Annotated in this window: 14 protein-coding genes and 3 pseudogenes; 14 read left to right on the top strand and 3 right to left on the bottom strand. The window is 69.2% G+C overall.

Annotated features, from left to right (window positions below; all coding sequences use genetic code 11):
• Positions 1-12 precede the first annotated feature (12 nt).
• Positions 13-393, bottom strand: coding sequence for a hypothetical protein (locus ACFU5F_RS28260; RefSeq protein WP_383892925.1), 381 nt, complete (start codon positions 391-393; stop codon positions 13-15).
• 366 nt (positions 394-759) lie between these two features.
• Here ACFU5F_RS28260 and ACFU5F_RS28255 point away from each other — a divergent pair, with 366 nt between their 5' ends.
• The 4 genes and pseudogenes from ACFU5F_RS28255 to ACFU5F_RS28240 all read left to right on the top strand — a co-directional run.
• On the top strand, positions 760-1,530 hold the full coding sequence (locus ACFU5F_RS28255) for a hypothetical protein (RefSeq protein WP_383892922.1): 771 nt from the start codon (positions 760-762) through the stop codon (positions 1,528-1,530).
• A 2-nt stretch (positions 1,531-1,532) separates the two neighbouring features.
• A pseudogene (locus ACFU5F_RS28250) lies at positions 1,533-1,729 on the top strand (IS5/IS1182 family transposase); the annotation flags it as partial.
• Between the two features lie 187 nt (positions 1,730-1,916).
• The gene (locus tag ACFU5F_RS28245; RefSeq protein WP_383892919.1) at positions 1,917-2,102 is read left to right on the top strand and encodes a DUF1737 domain-containing protein; all 186 of its coding nucleotides are present in this window, start codon (positions 1,917-1,919) and stop codon (positions 2,100-2,102) included.
• A gap of 252 nt (positions 2,103-2,354) precedes the next feature.
• Positions 2,355-2,456, top strand: a pseudogene (locus ACFU5F_RS28240) (transposase family protein); the annotation flags it as partial.
• A 63-nt stretch (positions 2,457-2,519) separates the two neighbouring features.
• Here ACFU5F_RS28240 and ACFU5F_RS28235 read toward each other — a convergent pair.
• Positions 2,520-3,026, bottom strand: a complete 507-nt coding sequence (locus tag ACFU5F_RS28235) for a carboxymuconolactone decarboxylase family protein (protein ID WP_383892986.1) — start codon at positions 3,024-3,026, stop codon at positions 2,520-2,522.
• Between the two features lie 1,289 nt (positions 3,027-4,315).
• Between ACFU5F_RS28235 and ACFU5F_RS28230 the strand changes: the two genes are divergently transcribed.
• The 10 genes and pseudogenes from ACFU5F_RS28230 (at position 4,316) to ACFU5F_RS28185 (ending at position 14,116) form a co-directional block, all read left to right on the top strand.
• Positions 4,316-4,441, top strand: a complete 126-nt coding sequence (locus ACFU5F_RS28230; protein ID WP_383892916.1) for a hypothetical protein — start codon at positions 4,316-4,318, stop codon at positions 4,439-4,441.
• Between the two features lie 185 nt (positions 4,442-4,626).
• Entirely contained in the window at positions 4,627-5,922 is a 1,296-nt protein-coding gene (locus tag ACFU5F_RS28225; protein WP_383892914.1) for an MFS transporter, read from the top strand.
• Complete coding sequence (locus ACFU5F_RS28220) at positions 5,906-7,174, top strand: tetratricopeptide repeat protein (RefSeq protein ID WP_383892911.1); 1,269 nt, start codon at positions 5,906-5,908, stop codon at positions 7,172-7,174. The genes ACFU5F_RS28225 and ACFU5F_RS28220 overlap by 17 nt, the downstream gene beginning before the upstream one ends.
• Positions 7,171-9,036: a B12-binding domain-containing radical SAM protein gene (locus ACFU5F_RS28215; RefSeq protein ID WP_383892909.1), complete on the top strand. Its 1,866-nt coding sequence runs from the start codon at positions 7,171-7,173 to the stop codon at positions 9,034-9,036. The genes ACFU5F_RS28220 and ACFU5F_RS28215 overlap by 4 nt, the downstream gene beginning before the upstream one ends.
• Positions 9,036-9,971, top strand: a complete 936-nt coding sequence (locus ACFU5F_RS28210; protein ID WP_383892906.1) for a DUF692 family multinuclear iron-containing protein — start codon at positions 9,036-9,038, stop codon at positions 9,969-9,971. Before ACFU5F_RS28215 ends, ACFU5F_RS28210 begins: the two co-directional genes overlap by 1 nt.
• Positions 9,961-10,788 (top strand): hypothetical protein, encoded by an 828-nt coding sequence (locus tag ACFU5F_RS28205; protein ID WP_383892904.1) that lies wholly within the window; start codon positions 9,961-9,963, stop codon positions 10,786-10,788. The genes ACFU5F_RS28210 and ACFU5F_RS28205 overlap by 11 nt, the downstream gene beginning before the upstream one ends.
• Positions 10,785-11,570, top strand: coding sequence for a JmjC domain-containing protein (locus tag ACFU5F_RS28200; RefSeq protein WP_383892901.1), 786 nt, complete (start codon positions 10,785-10,787; stop codon positions 11,568-11,570). The genes ACFU5F_RS28205 and ACFU5F_RS28200 overlap by 4 nt, the downstream gene beginning before the upstream one ends.
• Positions 11,567-12,625 (top strand): metallopeptidase TldD-related protein, encoded by a 1,059-nt coding sequence (locus ACFU5F_RS28195; RefSeq protein ID WP_383892898.1) that lies wholly within the window; start codon positions 11,567-11,569, stop codon positions 12,623-12,625. Before ACFU5F_RS28200 ends, ACFU5F_RS28195 begins: the two co-directional genes overlap by 4 nt.
• 256 nt (positions 12,626-12,881) lie before the next feature.
• Positions 12,882-13,030: pseudogene (locus ACFU5F_RS28190) on the top strand (lamin tail domain-containing protein); the annotation flags it as partial.
• Between the two features lie 162 nt (positions 13,031-13,192).
• Positions 13,193-14,116, top strand: a complete 924-nt coding sequence (locus ACFU5F_RS28185) for an immunity 49 family protein (protein WP_383892983.1) — start codon at positions 13,193-13,195, stop codon at positions 14,114-14,116.
• Between the two features lie 456 nt (positions 14,117-14,572).
• Here ACFU5F_RS28185 and ACFU5F_RS28180 read toward each other — a convergent pair whose 3' ends face one another.
• Positions 14,573-14,857: a hypothetical protein gene (locus ACFU5F_RS28180; RefSeq protein WP_383892895.1), complete on the bottom strand. Its 285-nt coding sequence runs from the start codon at positions 14,855-14,857 to the stop codon at positions 14,573-14,575.
• Positions 14,858-14,994: the final 137 nt, after the last annotated feature.

Below are 14,994 nucleotides of genomic sequence, written 5' to 3'. Positions count from 1 at the left end.
GGCGGAAGTGCCTCAGCCGGCGAGCAGGGCCTGCATCCACAGATCTTCACGCTGTTCGTTGTATTCGGCGTCGCTTCGCCAGCCGTCGCCGTGGCCCGCGGTCCACGGAGTTGCCCAGGGCTGGACGCGCCGGGCGGCCTGTTCGCGCAGGAAGTCGTGTATGGAACGCCTACGGCGCCCCAGCAGTGGGACCAGCCGACGGCGTTCGGCTTCATCGAGGCCGTAGGCGTTGGCGAAGACTCGCAGTTGGTCTCCCGCGTCGCCGCGTTGCCAGTCAGGATGCGCGGACAACGGGATGAAACCGTGCATGGCATACGCGACGTCCCGCAGGCGGGAACCGGGGCCGGCGGTGTCCCAGTCGATGAAGGCCCACCGGGACTCGTCTGCGACCACAGCACCGCATCGTGGAAATCCCGGATCAGTCGTGCCACACGAGCCAGTTGCCGAGCAGGTTCCAGCAGAGAGAACCGGTCGGGACAGACCGCATGCCCCGGCACAAAGGTCAGGATGTCGCGCCCCTGGTCGTCGAAGCCCAAGGGACAAGGCGGCGCACGGAACAACTCCGTAGGCGGACCCTCAAGAAGGATCGAGGTAAGAAAGGGCATTTCCGACGGGAAAGAAGGGAAGTCCCCGACGGGAACAAAGGGCAGACTCCATATCGACGCTACTTGAAAGATTATGAGTTGAAGATGCCTGTGCGATGCTGTCTTCTCCTCCTGTCGCTGCGGAGATGTCGACAGGCCGTGAACGGAGTTTTCCATGCAGAAGGTCATCGACTACATAGAAGAACATCGGAAATCGTACGAGAGCCACGCATTCTTCACCCGTCTGCTCGCTGACGAGTCACTGCCCGGAGAAAGGCGTCTGGCGTGGGGGCCCAGCGTGGTTCCCTTCATCATGGGCTACTCCGATCTGAACAAGTACGTCTTCCGCAAAGACGAAGGGAAGGTCCGGCCTGATCAGCTGCAGGCCCTGCTGAACGCGCACACGTACGAAGAGGACTTCCACTGGCAGTGGATGCTGACCGACCTGGAGAAGCTGGGGGCCGACAGCAGCATGCCCCTGTCGGACGCCACGCGAGTCCTGTGGAGCGCGGACTTCAGCCACTCTCGACGTCTCTGCCTGGAGCTGGCCGCGCTCGCCGCGGGCGCCCCCACGTACGCCGTTTTCGCGATGGTCGAGTCCATCGAGGCCGTCTCGATCACCATCTTCACCCACTGCCGGGGAATCGCCCTGCGGGACGGTCGCGAATGTGAGTTCTTCGGCACGAAGCACTACATGGCGGAGGCTTCGCACAGCATAAAGTCGCCCGAGGTAGAAGAGAAAAGCCTGCCCTCCCTCGACGATGCACAGCGCGAGGAAGCCAAGCGGATGGTGGACCGCACGTTCTCGCTCTTCGACGACTGGTCCGGCTCGCTCCTGCGGTTCGCTCTCGAAAGCGCGGACCACGAGCGTACGTACGAGAGGTTGATCCAGGAGAGCAAGGACCTGCTGCCGGAAGCCGAGGCGGTGGCCGCTGCCGCCTTCTGATTTCTGAGAACTACCGGTACTCCACCCATCATCAGGTCGTCATCGACGCCGACCCCCGACCGGTCGTCGCGGTCGGCCGGCCATTGCCCGGCATCACGGTGACTGCAAGACATGGGCGGAATCCGGTGCCGAAGCTGCCGTTGGTCGGGCGCACGGAACGGTGGGTGGGGCCGCCGGCAGCCGACCTGCCGCGGAGCTGCCATCCGGTTCCTGGAACACCTCTACCGGCACGGAGCGGACCGCATGTTCGACCCCTGGTCTCCGGGCCTGAGTCAAAGCGTCTCGTGGCTGGGGCTCCGGTTGTCCGGCGGTCCTGACGACCCTGGGAGCGATGGAGCCGGGGGTGTGCTCCTGGGCGCCTGGAGCTTGCCTGAGATCCTTCGCTCATGAGCACACCACCGGACGGGTTGCCCGTCTACCGAGTGTTGACCGGACCGGACGACGCCACGTTCTGTCACCGGGTGAGCGAGGCGATTGGTCTTGGCTACGAACCGTACGAAGGCCCCGCTGTCACCTTCGACGGTGAGAACGTCATCGTCGTCCAGGCGTTGATCTGGCCGACGCGGTCGTAAGAGCCCTTCGAGTACCGGTGGTCACGACCGAGTCGTGACCACGAGGAAAGCAGCGCGGGTGGTTTGGGCGATGAAGCGCGTCTGCCCGTGCGGCCTGACTCCCGTCCTGCCCTGTCCGGCGTCTCCCGCGCACACGTCGCCGAACTGCTCGAGGAGCTTGCCCGGACGTGGCGAGTGAGCCGGGCGTCCGCGCTGCCCGCACGCCGTGGCGCGTACCGGAGCCGGACGGCAGGTGCCGGACCGAATCAGCGGATGGTCCTGCTCGACCGGCTGTTCGTCCCGCTGGTGCACGTGCGTCTCGGTCTGCCGCACGCGGCACTCGCCGAGCTCTACGAGGTGGACCGCTCCACCGTCTCCGAGGCGATCCGAGGTCCGCCCACTGCCGGCCGTTCGGGCTTCGCCGTCCCCGATATCCCGTCAGTCCATAGGGGGCAGTCCGGTCTCCGGCAACACCTGCAGGGAGTTAAGGGTGAAGGCCAGCAGATGGTAGTGGCCCACCAGCATGGGGAGTTCGATCAATTGGCGCTCCGTCAGGTGCTGGGTCAGTCCTGCCCACGTCGACCGGCCGATCCGGGCGCCGGAGTGCAACTCGTCCGTGGCCCGCAGTAGCAACGACTGCCGTTCCGTCCAACCCGGCGCGTCGGGACCTACAGCCACCCGAGCCATGTCTACCGATGACAGCCCTGCCTTCGCTGCGATTCTGACGTGCTGGCCCCACTCGTAGGGCGACTCGCAATTGCGCGCCACTCGGAGAATCACCAACTCGCGTTCAGCGAATGGTAGTTCACCCGCGAGCAGCAACTGGCTGCTGAAGGGAAGCCAGGCGGCGAACAACTCCGGATGACGGGCAAGCGTCGTAAACACATGTGCCTCACCGAGTGAAGAAACGCCGAGACCCAGTGATCCAATGTCGGCGGACAGCATCTCCCGCACGGATTCGGCCCATTCGTCTGCGGGCTGCGGGGGAATGCGGGGCGCGGCGGGAGACAGTGGCGACTCTGACACGAGGGCCACGCTATGCCAAAGTCGGTCCGGCGGAAACGTCAACGACAAGCCACGTCTCTGCAGGACTTCAAGCCACACGCCACCGCCGGCGGGCGACGCCGGTGCGGGATGATCGTGAGCGGACACCACGGCGCGCGAGAGTCGAGATTGCGGGACCAAAGACTTTCACCCCGTACTGCGTGAAGAACAGCCCGGCCGTCGAGGGAAAGTAGGACATCCCGTGCACGGCACGGTGCCGGTACACGGAGTGAGTCGGGCTTTACGGCTCCGACCTGGGGATGGTGGTCCGGCTCTCGCGGAGACCGACGGCCGCGAGCGGGTGAGCGAGACGAACGTAGGCGACGAGAACTGGCCGGACGCTCGTGACCGTCTGATGCGCTGAGGCCTGTCGGGCTCCGACTGCTACAGAACTCCGAGCTTCGCCCCCTCTCATGACGGCGAATCGATGGCCGCGAACCAACCCGGTGATCGGAAGTGGCGACTGTGGAGTGTGCGGCTGTGTCTCGTGTTCTGGCGCGACACGAGCCGCGTCGGCGATCGCCGAAGTCCCGTCCACCGCGCCCCGGGCCTCGTGTTCGTCCGGCCCCTCCGGCGCAGCCGAGGCCACAGCCGGCCTCGGTCCGTGACGTGCAGCGGCGATGCGTGGTGGCGGGCGACGTGTCGGACGTCGGCGGCAGCTGCCGCCAGCCACAGTCGCTCGTCGGCGCTTACACCACTGCCGTGAGTTCTCGGTGGAGTCTTGCGGTCCCGCCGCAGTCTCTCGTGCAGGTTGTTCTTCGCGAATTTATCGATCATGCTGCGTGAGCCCGCCGTGGGCTGCTCACGGTCTCAAGATCCCGTTCGCGGCCCGCAACGATCGGCGGAGCCGAGGTCTTGCTATGGCCGCCGCTTTGACCTGCAAAAAGAAGAGAAACTTGCCACGTGAGACAACTTCTTATTCGCGTGCGGGCGTCACTCCCTTACTCCTTTTGAGTCCGTGGGGTGCGGAACCGGCCATCATGCACCAACGGACCTTGACATTCCTCTTCCGTTTAGCACATTCTGCCAGCCTGGTGCTTGTGATATTCGGAGCGGGGTGGGTTCCTGGCAAAGCCGCTCTTTCGGTCACAGTGTGAGCGGCGTTTCCAGAGCAGGAAGGGGGCGGTTAGTGTTTTTCCAGCGCTGCGGGAATCAGCCTGCCGCGCTCCCTTCCTTTTCCAGGAGGAATCATGGGCGAGTCACGCAACGAGCAGACCATCCTCGACGCAATCGAAGACCTCGACAGCCTTGAAGTTCTGGAGGCCGAGGACCTGGACGAGAGCGTCGCCTTCCACGCGTTCCGCTTCAAGAACTGATCCGAAGGACTGACGCAGGCGTGCCGTCGGCGGCGAAAGCACCGACGGCAGGCTTCTCATGAAAGGTCTCGCTCCTCCCGGTGAGAATTTATCTTGGACTGCTCGGAAATCGGCGTTTCGCTGGGCTCTGTCTGGGGCAGGCCGTTTCTCTGCTCGGTGACGCATTCTTCCCGATCATCGTCGTCGTGGCTGCGGCGCAGTCGGGAACGACAGCGGAGACCATCGGTGCGGTATTCGCCGCCCGCTTTATCGCGCTCGGCGGTGTCGTGCTCTTCAGCGGCGCGTTCCTCGACCGCGTCAACCCCGTCGTCGCGGCGGTCACCGCGGATGCCGCCCGCTTTGTCGCGCTCATCGCGCTGGCCCTCTTCTGGGACGGCCGGCTCGACGCCGTCATCCTCGCCGTCGCCGTCCTCATCGGTGTGTGCGAAGCGGTGAGCGAACCCGCCCTGCTGCTGATCACCCCGCGTGTCCTGCACGAGGACAGGCACGCGACGACGGATCCGGACGGCAGGACCGACGGCCCTGCCGACGAGGAAGCCGGAGTCACCGCCGCGTACGGCCTCCTCGAAGGCATGCGCAACACTTCCGGCATCGTCGGTCCCACGCTGGCCGCCACACTCGTCGCCGTACTCAGCTCCTCGGCAGGAGCGGTCGTCGCCGCCGCGGCCTTCGGCCTGTCCGCGGTCGCGACCCGGTGGGCGGGCGCCCGCTACGCGGCGCGCACCGCGGCAGTCACCGCTACGCAAGCCGAAGAGGCCGAAGTGGTCACCGACGCCCCCGAAGGGCCGCTGCTGCGCTCCGCCCTCGGTGGGCTCGCCGTGCTGTGGCGAGTGCGGTGGCTGCGACACGTTCAACTCCTCGCCGTCGTCCACGTCCTGTTTGCCGTCGGACCGTGGATGGTCGCCCTGCCGGTGTCCTTGCTCGAAGCGGGCCACAGCGCCACCGTCTACGGTTTCGTCCTTGGCGCCTTCGCAGTGGGCACCGTCGGCGGCGCGCTGGTCGGCGGGCGCATCACCGGTAGGCGACGGGGACTGTACGCACTGGTGCTGCTCGGCCTGTTCGGCGTGACCGTGCTGTCGCCCGTGGCGACCGGATCGGTGCTGCTGCTGACGGCCGCGTTCGTCGCGGGTGGCATCGGCCAGCAGGCGTTCGACGTCGTCAAGATGGCCGGGCTGCGCCGTGAGGTGCCCGAGCAACTTCACGGCCGGGCGTTCTCCGCCGACTTCTTCTTCTCCTTCGCCTCACTGCCCCTCGGTCAACTGTTCGGCGCGGTGCTGCTTCGCTTCGCCGACGCCCGGACGATCATGCTGTGGGCGGGCGTCCTCGTCCTGGCGACCACCGCCGCCACGGCGCTCAGCCCGGACGCGCGCCGCTTCTCCTCGGCGGCCGGGCCGGTCCCTGAGACGCCACCGGAGTCACCGCTCACACCGGCGCCGGACACGTCGCTTCTCGAGAGGGCGCGGGATGCCGGGACACGTTGACCTGTTCGAGGAGCACGGCGAGGTCGCGGCACTGTGGCCGCAGAGCCCCTACCACCGTCGCACCGTCGTCTGCTTCGACCGCCACCTGGACCTCAAGCCCCTCGCCCCCGGCGGGGAGGAGGCCCTGCGAGCCGCGGCGCACGAGGGTACGTCACCGGCCGAACTGCTGCGCCGGCTACCGGTGCGCGGTGTACCCGGCGCCTTCGGGCTCGATGACTTCTGGTCCGCCGCCGCCCTCGCGGCCGGTCTCACCGACCTGGTGTGGGTGCCAAGTTGGACCTCGTACGAGGGCTGGGAGAGCAGGGCGGTGAACTGCGTCTCCCTCATTGCCACCGGCGGCGCGCCGGCCGATCCACAGGCCGGCCACTGCTGCCTGGCGGTGACGCTGTGCGGCGTACGGCTGTCGGTCGTACCGCCCGATCTCCTCACCCGCCACCTGGACCGGCACGTGACCGGCGATGTCGTCACCGACATCGACCTGGACTGGCTGGTGGACGAGCACGGTGCGCCCGACCACTCCGTGGACGATCTGGCCGACCTGGTCGCCGCCTGCGGGTGCGAGCTGTCCGCGATGACCTGGTCGACCCGGTCCGGGTTCCTGCCCGCCGAGTTCCGCAGGGTGGGACCGGACGTCGCGGGGCGGCTGGGGCTGAGGGCTCGCGAGTCCTCCTTTTTGCCCTCAGCCCCATGGCCGGACGATCTGATGCTGCGCGTCCACCAAGGCGCCGGGCCCTGGGCCCTCGACGAACCCGCAGCGGGGAGCGACGAGTCCGGCGCGGCGAGTCCGGCGGCGGGCGTGGCAGTGGCCCTGCGCGGCTTGGCGAACGCCTCCGCAAGCCCCGCGCAGGCCCAGGCGTGCTACGAGCGGGCGGCCGCCCAGGGATACCGGTCCAGCTGGCTCGCGTACAAGATCGGCGCGGCGCACTACGCGCATGGCGACCACCGCGTGGCCCGGGACCGGCTGCGCGAGGCCATCGCGCTGGACCCACGCGACACGCTCGCGATGCACGCGCGCATCCTGTCGGCCCGAGCCACCCTGCGCCTGGACGGACCGGGCGCTGCGCTGGCGGAATTCCGGTCCGTCGCCGAGGAGTTGCCGCTGCGCGCCGGGGTCTGGCGAACCGTGCAGGTGCTTGCCGACGCGCAGGGCGACCTGGACAGCGCGCAGACGGCACGGGACCGACTGGACCTCATCGAACGGCTGACACGGGCAAGGACCACCGAGCGGAGTACAGGGTGGGGTGAGCGATGAGCGACGTACTGCTGGTGATGCCGCCCGTGAGCGAGGCCGTGCAGTTCCCCTACCTTGCGTTGCCGCAGCTCACCGCAGCCTGGAGCGCCCAGGGCCACCGGGTCCGCGGGTTCGACCTGAACCTGGAGTACCGTGCCCGTGTCCTGGTCCGCCGCACCGACCCGCCCGAGGTGGACGGCCTGGACCCCGGGGCCGGGGCGCCGAGCGCCGGTGAGGTGTTCCGGACCGTCAGCGAACGCTACCGGGCTCGGCACGGCACCCGGCTTCTGGAGACCGCTCGCGACCGCTCCACCGGCTTCGCCCAGGAAACAGCCATCCAGGCCATGGTCCGCTACGTCACCCGACAGGCGTCCCAGGACGGCTGGATCGTTCGGGGCCCGCTGCTGCTGTCCGAACTCGACAAGCTCGTCGACGCCAGCCGCGACAGCTGGTCTGCGCGCTGGTGCGCCGACCGCATCGAGGAGCTGCTGGCGGAGGACCCGCCGCGCATTCTGGCCTTCTCCGTACCGTTCTTCAGCCAGGTCGTCCCCGTCCTCACCCTGTGCGCGCTGCTCAAAGAACGGCGGCCATCCCTGCGGATCGTGCTGGGCGGGCCCACCGTGCAGATGTGGGCGGCCTTGCTGCGCCGGCACGTCACCACATCGCGCGCGGTCGACCACTGGTGCACGGGCCACGGCGAGGACTTTCTCGCTCGCGTCCTGGACGGCGACGGCACTGCGCGGGAATCCACGGGGCTCGCGGACGGCTTCGTCCTGAGCGAGCAGCAGATGCCGGACTTCGGGCCGTTCGACTTCGCCCTCTACACCAACATGGCCCACCAGTTCCCTTACCGGCTCACGGTCGGCTGCTATTGGGGAAAATGCACGTTCTGTTCGTACGGCAACCGCTACCGCGACGCGCGTGCGTTCCAGCAGATCGCCCCCGAGGTGGCCGCTGAACACCTGGTGGCGCTGGCCGGCCGGCTGAAGATGACCGATGTGGCGGTCACCGACGAGAACACGGGCCTGCGCCACCTGCTGCGTGTGATGGAGGCGGTCCGCCGGCGCGGCGCGTCCCTGACCTTCCGGGTACGGGCGCGCCTGGAGCAGGAACTGGCCGACCCCGGCTTCTGCGAACGGCTGCGTGCGGCAGGCTGCGTGCAGTTGTCCACCGGGTTCGAGACCGCCGACCAGGACATTCTCGACTCCCTGCACAAGGGCCAGGACGCTGCGCACGCGGAGCGTGCCGTACGCAACCTCACGCGGGCCGGAATCGTCACAAACTTGTCGTTCATGGACGGCTTCGACCACGATGGCGCCCTTCAGGGCTTCCGCGACACGGTCGAGGTGATCCAGCGCAACCCGGCGGACATGGGCCTGGACACCATGCAGTTGGTCGTCGCCGAACCGGGCAGCTACCTGTGGGCCGACCGGCGGCGCCAGGATGACGACGCCTACCTGGTCACCAACGACGGCCTGGCCTTCGCCGCCGGCCGGGTAGGTGGCGCGCTGCTGGAGGACACCGCTACGGAGGAGGCCCGGCAGCGGCTGCTGCGCATGACCGTCGAGGCGGTGCCCGACGCCGAACGGGCGGTCCGTCCCGACCTGCCGCTGCGCGCCCCGGACCGCCCCGGAACGGCGTCTGCGGCCGCCGGGTCGGTGTCGCGGGCCCGGCCGCGGTTCGGGGTGGCGCTCGACTCCGTCCGTACGCGCTGGTTCCTGGCCGACGTCGCCTGGCCCCGGCTGGCGGCGGTACCCGCCGGTGTGGAGCGCACCCCCGACGGCGCTCTCGTCGCCGAGGAAGCGCGGGCGCGCCGGTGGCTGGCGCAGATGGTTCACAAGAGGCTGCTCGTGCTGGACACACCGGAAGCGGGGAGTGCCTGATGGAAAAACTCGGGCTCGGACTGGGCATGGACCTCGTGTGGGGCGAACGCATCGGGTTCGAGAAGTCGGGGGAGGGCCGCCCGACCGCTCAGGTCGCGGCGTTCCTGCGGCGCAACGCGCAGGCGTACGACTACATGTTCGTCGCCTTCCAGCCCATCGACTACGGCCCGCTCACACCCGAGCGGTACTTCCCGGCGTACGACGCCCTCTTCGCCCTGTTCGGTGACGGCCGTCCGCGCGCCTTCCATCACACCCTGCTCAACACCGGCAGCCCGGAGCGGTACGAGCGTGCGGCCGTCGCCGACTTCACCAACGTGCTGATCGAACGCTACGGGTTCCGCTGGATCATCGAGGATTTGGGGATCTGGTCGCTGGGAGGCCGCAGCCTGCCGTACCCGATGCCGCCCGTACTGACCGCGGAGGGGCTGAGGCGCTGCGTGGCCGGGGTCGCGGAGTGGCGAGAGCGGTTGCAGGCGCCGCTGTCCGTGGAGTTTCCCGGCTTCACCGAGGGCGGCAGCTTTCTGGTCGGCACGATGGACGCCTTCGCGTTCTTCGACACCGTCGTTCGGGAGACGGGCGCGCACGCGACGATCGACATCGGACACATCCTTGCCTACCAGTGGCTGATGGGGCGTACCGGAGAGCGCATGTTCGAGGGGCTGGAGGCGCTGCCACTGGACCGCTGCCACGAGGTGCACCTGTCGGGCTGCCAAATCGTCGACGGCCGCTTCCGTGACCTGCACCACGGCGTGCTGCTGGATGAGCAGCTCACCTTGCTGGAACACCTGCTGCCGATGATGCCGCGACTGAGCGGAGTCACCTACGAGGACCCCAAGTTCACCACTGACGGCGTGCTCGTGCCCAAATCGCGCCCGAACGCGGAGCGCCTCTTCTCCCTGGTGCGCGACTGGAAGGAGACCGTCCATGCCGCATGAGGCCACCGCAGTCGACCAAGCGGACGATGTGAACGGGGCGGACCGAGAGGCCGATGGGGCCGAGGCCGGGCTGCACGGGCGCATCCTGCGTGTGCTGGACCGGCTGCTGTACGACCAGGGGTTCCGCTCCGCGTTCATCGCGGACGGTCCCGGCGGCCTGAGGCCGCGACTCGATGCGGACCTGATCGAGGTCTTCGACCGGGTGGACCCGACGGAACTGCGCTTGGTCGGTCGCAACATCCGCTCGGCGGTGGTCAGCGGCGGAACGGGCACGGGGCAGGGGCTCCGGGACGCTTTCCCGCGCACGCTGGAGGCGGTCCAGGAACGGCACGGGCTCAGCGTCAACGCGGTAGCCGAACTCTTCCTGGCCTCCCCCCAGTTCCAGCACTTCCGGGACGTGCCCTACTCACCACGGGGGCGTGGGCTGCCGCTGCCCGAGTGCTTCCACCGGTTCATGGCGACCGAGGCGCCCTTCGACCCTGAGCACGCCCTGGAGTCGCTCGTCCACTACGAGGCCGCTTGCGCGATCGCCCGCGCGATCGCCACCGGGGCCGAGGCCACCTTCGACGTCACGCTGCATGGCGCGGCCTTCCACGGCGGCACGTTCTGCGCCTTCCGCGACTACGCCGAGGCGCCGGCCGCCTGGCAGCTGCACCCCACGATGTTCCTGGCGGGCGCGGGGCGCTGCGTCATCGGCCCGGCCAGTCGCCCCCTCTTCGACGCGCTGACCTCCGTCCTGGCCGGTCACGAGGCGGGGATGTCACCGGACGTACGGGCGAAGATCCAACAGCGACTGCGGGCCTGGGGGCTGCGATGAGCACACAATCACTGCTGGAGACGGACCGATTCGACCTGGACCTGTTCTACCGCGAGCACTGGCGCCGCCGGCCGGTCCTCTGGCGTGGCTGCGGCCCGCGCTTCCTCGCCCCAGGGCTCGACTGGCCCGATATCGAGGTCCTGGAGGGCCGACTGGCGCGGACCCCGCAGGCGGAGGAGTCCGGAGCGCAGGTACGGCGGCGGCCCGACGGCGCGGTGCTCTTCGTCAACCAGGCGCAGCACACCCTGCCGGAACTGGCCGATGCGTGCGCGAAGCTGGCCGACCTGTTCGGCTGGGACGAGTGCACGGCGGATCTGTCAGTGACCCGGGGCAGCGGGGCGGGGATCGGCTGCCACTTCGACCACAGCGACAACTTCGTCGTACAGCAGCAGGGTTCGAAGACCTGGCTGGTGGGCCTGCCCGAACACACCGCGTCGGAGCGGCAGCGCGCACGCATGCTGGAAACCAAGGGCTTCGTGCCCTCCGGCCGCCTGCCCGAGGAACCGTACAGCGCGGTGCTGCACCCCGGCGACGTGCTCTACCTGCCGCTGTTCGCACCGCACGAGGGCGTGGAGGGGGAGGGCAGCGACGGCTCTGTCAGCGTCTCCTTTTCCTGCAATGCCCAGAGCGCACTCTCCCGGTATCTCAAGCCGCTGCTGAGCGCGCTGTCGCGGGAACCGGCCTGGTGGCAGCCGCTGCCGCTCGGCGTGCCCGATGTCGATCGACTGGAGGACGCGCTGCGGCGCGTCCTGCGGACGGTCACGGACGCGTCCTCCCCATGACCGACGTTCTGGCCACGGCGTTGGACGCGGCGCGCGTGCGGCTGGGCCCCCGGGCGCAGATCACTTCGGACGAGCGGGACGGGCTGTGGCGGGTCCGCGTCAGCCTCGGTGCCCCGCACCACGGCGTCGCGCCCCAGTGGGGTGCGGCGGCCTACGACCCCGCCTTCGTGGCCGGACAGGTACGGCACGGGATACGACAACTCCTGAGCGACCAGGCCCTGTTACGGTGCCGAATGCCTCTGGCGGAGTCGGTGGCCGGCCCGGCGCTGCTGTCGCCCACGGCGGCCGGGGTATTGGTGCACGAATGCTTCGGGCACACCAGCGAGGCCGACAACTACCTCGCCGATCACGGCACCCTCGGCCGTGCCCTCGGCGACCACTGGACGCGGGCTGCGCTGACCGTACGGGACCGGCCCGGGGCCCACCCGTACGCGGGCAGCTACGCGCGCGACGACGAGGGCACCGCCGCGCGGACCGTCACACTGCTGCGCGAGGGCCGTTGGACGGGGCTGCTCACCGACCGGAGCACCCGAGCACTCAGCGGCGGCCGCAGCAGCGGGCACGGACGGGGCCGCCGGGGCGCTGTCGTACCGCGCTGCAGTGTGCTGGAGGTCTCAGCGGGCCGGGACACGGCAGAGGGACTGCGCCACCGGTTGGGCGACGGCTGGCTGCTGGGCACGGCGATCGGGGGCTTCTCGGTGCGCGGACACCTGATCCTGGAACTGCTGTGGGCGCGCCGGGTACGGGCGGGTCGCGTGACCCGCGAGATCGTCGGACCGGTGGCGATCTGCGCCCGCAAGGCCGCACTGGCGGGCCAGATCACGGCCGTCGGCGGCGACGTGACGGTGCACAGCTCGCCCTACACCTGCGTCAAGGACGGCCACGAGGTCGGCTCGACCCTCATCAGCCCGTCCCTGCTGTTGGAACGCTGCGTCCTCCGTCCGCTCGCGGATCTCGAGCGGCTGCGAACACGCTCCACCGTCCCGTCCGGGGGACCGCCGCACAGGGCTGCGGTCGCAACCGCGACGCTGCTGAGGGATTTTCGTGCGGGGTGACGGTGGGCGCGGGTCGATCGTCTGTGCGGCGCAGTGGGGGTGATGCGGGAGTGGGCCATGATCCTTGATCCGGCCCCGTCGATCGCGTGACCCCGTACGTCACTGCCGCGGCCGTCCGTCGTCATGGGGCCGGCGTCGCAGTGGGATGTGCTCGGGGCGTCGGAGAGACGGGCGCCGGGGGATGACTGGGGTGCAGGGAGGGAGACAGCGGCGTCAGCGACTCGCACAGCGCGGACGAGAATGCCGGCTCCCTGCGCTGCGCGGCGGCAGCGACTCCGACGAGTACAACGTGGTCTACCGCGACAACTGCAACTTCCCGTGGACAACGACCGCGACACCGTCTGCCTGTACAAGCCCTCCGGCAGCCGGGCCGACGTCCACTCCTCCACCAAGAGCGGATCCGACCCCGCATGGCGACGGCTACGTCCCCTGTCGCAATGGAAGACACGGCACTTCACGACTGGTGGGGAGCGGCGGAGCCCGACGCATAGGGGCCGAGAGCCGCACGCCTGTCCGCGTTGCCGGACGAGTCCGGGCGGGCGGCCGGGCGCTGCGAAAATGTCCGTCATGACGATCAAGGAAGTGACAGGTCATGTCGTAGCGGAGCAGCGGATCGAGCAGGCCCTGGAGGACATGTGGGGGCGGGCTCACAGTTGGTGGCACGACATGCGCTACGGCGACATGCAGCTGCGGTTCGGGCTCAGGGAGCTGGGCGAGGAGCTGACGGACCACGTCGCCGCGCGGACCGTGCCGGACCCCGCGCTGTGTACCCCCGATTCCCGTACCGCCCTGGTCACGGCGGCGGAATGTGCCCTGGGGGTGCTGAGCCTTGCGTGCTTCCCGGACGGCGACTTCGAGATACCCCTGCCCCTCGTGCCGAAGACGCTCAGCAGCGCGGAGCTCGACTACGACGAGAGTGGGGAGCCGACCCAGCCGACGACCACGGCGCGGACGTGGACCGACGCGTTCACCTGGACCGTGATCAGCGGCCTGATATGGGAGCGCAACCGTGTGATCGGCCCTCTGCTGCGCGAGGACTACGCACCCGCCATCCGTGACGGCGTGCCGTACTCGAAGCGCGAGTCGGTGTCCGAACCGGCCGACCTCGCCGAGATGGACGCGCTGTGCGGCTACCTGAGCGTCGTGCAGGGGCGCTACCCCGGCGCGGTACCTGGCCCGGTGCCGCTGAGCAAGCCGGATGCCGGCGAGCGGGCGCGGGCGGCCACGAAGCTGGATACGGCTGGGGCGCTGTCGCCGGACCAGCGGCTGTTGCGTGTCCTGCTCGACGACGACCAGGCCACGTTCGAGCGGGCCCTCCAGGAGCGCTTGGTGATGCATCGCGAGGACACTGGGCCAAACCCGGCCGCCCGAAGTCTGTTGCCGGCGGGGGCCATCACACTGGCCGCCCTCGCCCATCTCGCGCACGGCTGGCAACTGGGTCTTCGGTCCCCCTACCTGCCCGAAACTCTGGTGAGCGCCCCGCAGCAGTAGACGGCCCTGTGCTCCTGCAGCTACGGCCCGGTCAGGCCGGGGCCGTGTGGCTGACGGGCCCGGCCGCGGGAGGCGGCGGCGAGCGGGGTGCCAAGGTCCACCGCTGGTCTTCCCAGCCATGCTCGGCGGGGCCCAGCGCCAGTTCCTCCTCCACAGCTCGTCGAACGGGCCGTCGGACAGCTTGGGGGGAGCTTCGGCGGCCCCGTGGAGCCGAGCGTATCCACCCCGACCTCCCGCCAGGCGCGTCGCCAGCGCTCCACCGACTTCACTGACGCGGAGATCCTTCGCGATCAGCGCGGTCTTCTCGCCGTGAGCGAACCGCTTGCCCGCCTCGTGCCGGAACTGCTCGCGCAACCGCCGCCGCTCTGCAGTCAATCCACCACCTGCGCGTACCGCATACCACCGGCCTACCGCAGGGTTCAGCACACGTCACCCTCGACAACACTCCGAAGAAGCTCAGGAGGTACGGGTACTCATGTGGGCGGCTGTCAGCAGCCTGCACGGTACGGACATGCGACCGATTTTCCTCCTGAAGTCCTTGCCGGCGGTCGCGCTCGACGGCGTCGTCGTCCTGGACGGCTTCGGCGCGCAGAACGCCACCACCGAGCAGAGCTCCTCGGTGAGCTCCTCGGTCAGCACCGTCGCGGCGAGCGACGACGACGCGGAGGCGCGGTTCCTCGAGACGGTGGACTTCATCTCGCAGAGCTGTGCCCCGGACCTCTTCGGTGGCGTCGATGACATGGCGTCGGCCTCCGTGGTCTACCCCATGGCACCGGGGCCGCCCCCTGACGCCGCCCTGCCTGTCCTGGTCGATGCGGTGCCGCTGACCTCGACACAGGAGTGCGCCGCCCAGAGGCACCAACTGCACGTCAGCAGGG

Source organism: Streptomyces sp. NPDC057438, from assembly GCF_042802995.1.
GTDB lineage: Bacteria > Actinomycetota > Actinomycetes > Streptomycetales > Streptomycetaceae > Streptomyces.
The sequence above is the reverse complement of the archived record's forward strand: the minus strand, read 5'-3'. Positions and strand labels throughout refer to the sequence as shown.

Excerpts from the sequence above, each read along its gene's own strand:
- ACFU5F_RS28255 (WP_383892922.1), top strand. The coding sequence starts at position 760 with ATGCAGAAGGTCATCGACTACATAGAAGAACATCGGAAATCGTACGAG.
- ACFU5F_RS28245 (WP_383892919.1), top strand. The coding sequence starts at position 1,917 with ATGAGCACACCACCGGACGGGTTGCCCGTCTACCGAGTGTTGACCGGA.
- ACFU5F_RS28235 (WP_383892986.1), bottom strand. The coding sequence starts at position 3,026 with ATGCTGTCCGCCGACATTGGATCACTGGGTCTCGGCGTTTCTTCACTC.
- ACFU5F_RS28230 (WP_383892916.1), top strand. The coding sequence starts at position 4,316 with ATGGGCGAGTCACGCAACGAGCAGACCATCCTCGACGCAATCGAAGAC.
- ACFU5F_RS28220 (WP_383892911.1), top strand. The coding sequence starts at position 5,906 with ATGCCGGGACACGTTGACCTGTTCGAGGAGCACGGCGAGGTCGCGGCA.
- ACFU5F_RS28215 (WP_383892909.1), top strand. The coding sequence starts at position 7,171 with ATGAGCGACGTACTGCTGGTGATGCCGCCCGTGAGCGAGGCCGTGCAG.
- ACFU5F_RS28210 (WP_383892906.1), top strand. The coding sequence starts at position 9,036 with ATGGAAAAACTCGGGCTCGGACTGGGCATGGACCTCGTGTGGGGCGAA.
- ACFU5F_RS28205 (WP_383892904.1), top strand. The coding sequence starts at position 9,961 with ATGCCGCATGAGGCCACCGCAGTCGACCAAGCGGACGATGTGAACGGG.
- ACFU5F_RS28200 (WP_383892901.1), top strand. The coding sequence starts at position 10,785 with ATGAGCACACAATCACTGCTGGAGACGGACCGATTCGACCTGGACCTG.
- ACFU5F_RS28195 (WP_383892898.1), top strand. The coding sequence starts at position 11,567 with ATGACCGACGTTCTGGCCACGGCGTTGGACGCGGCGCGCGTGCGGCTG.
- ACFU5F_RS28185 (WP_383892983.1), top strand. The coding sequence starts at position 13,193 with ATGACGATCAAGGAAGTGACAGGTCATGTCGTAGCGGAGCAGCGGATC.
- ACFU5F_RS28180 (WP_383892895.1), bottom strand. The coding sequence starts at position 14,857 with ATGTCATCGACGCCACCGAAGAGGTCCGGGGCACAGCTCTGCGAGATG.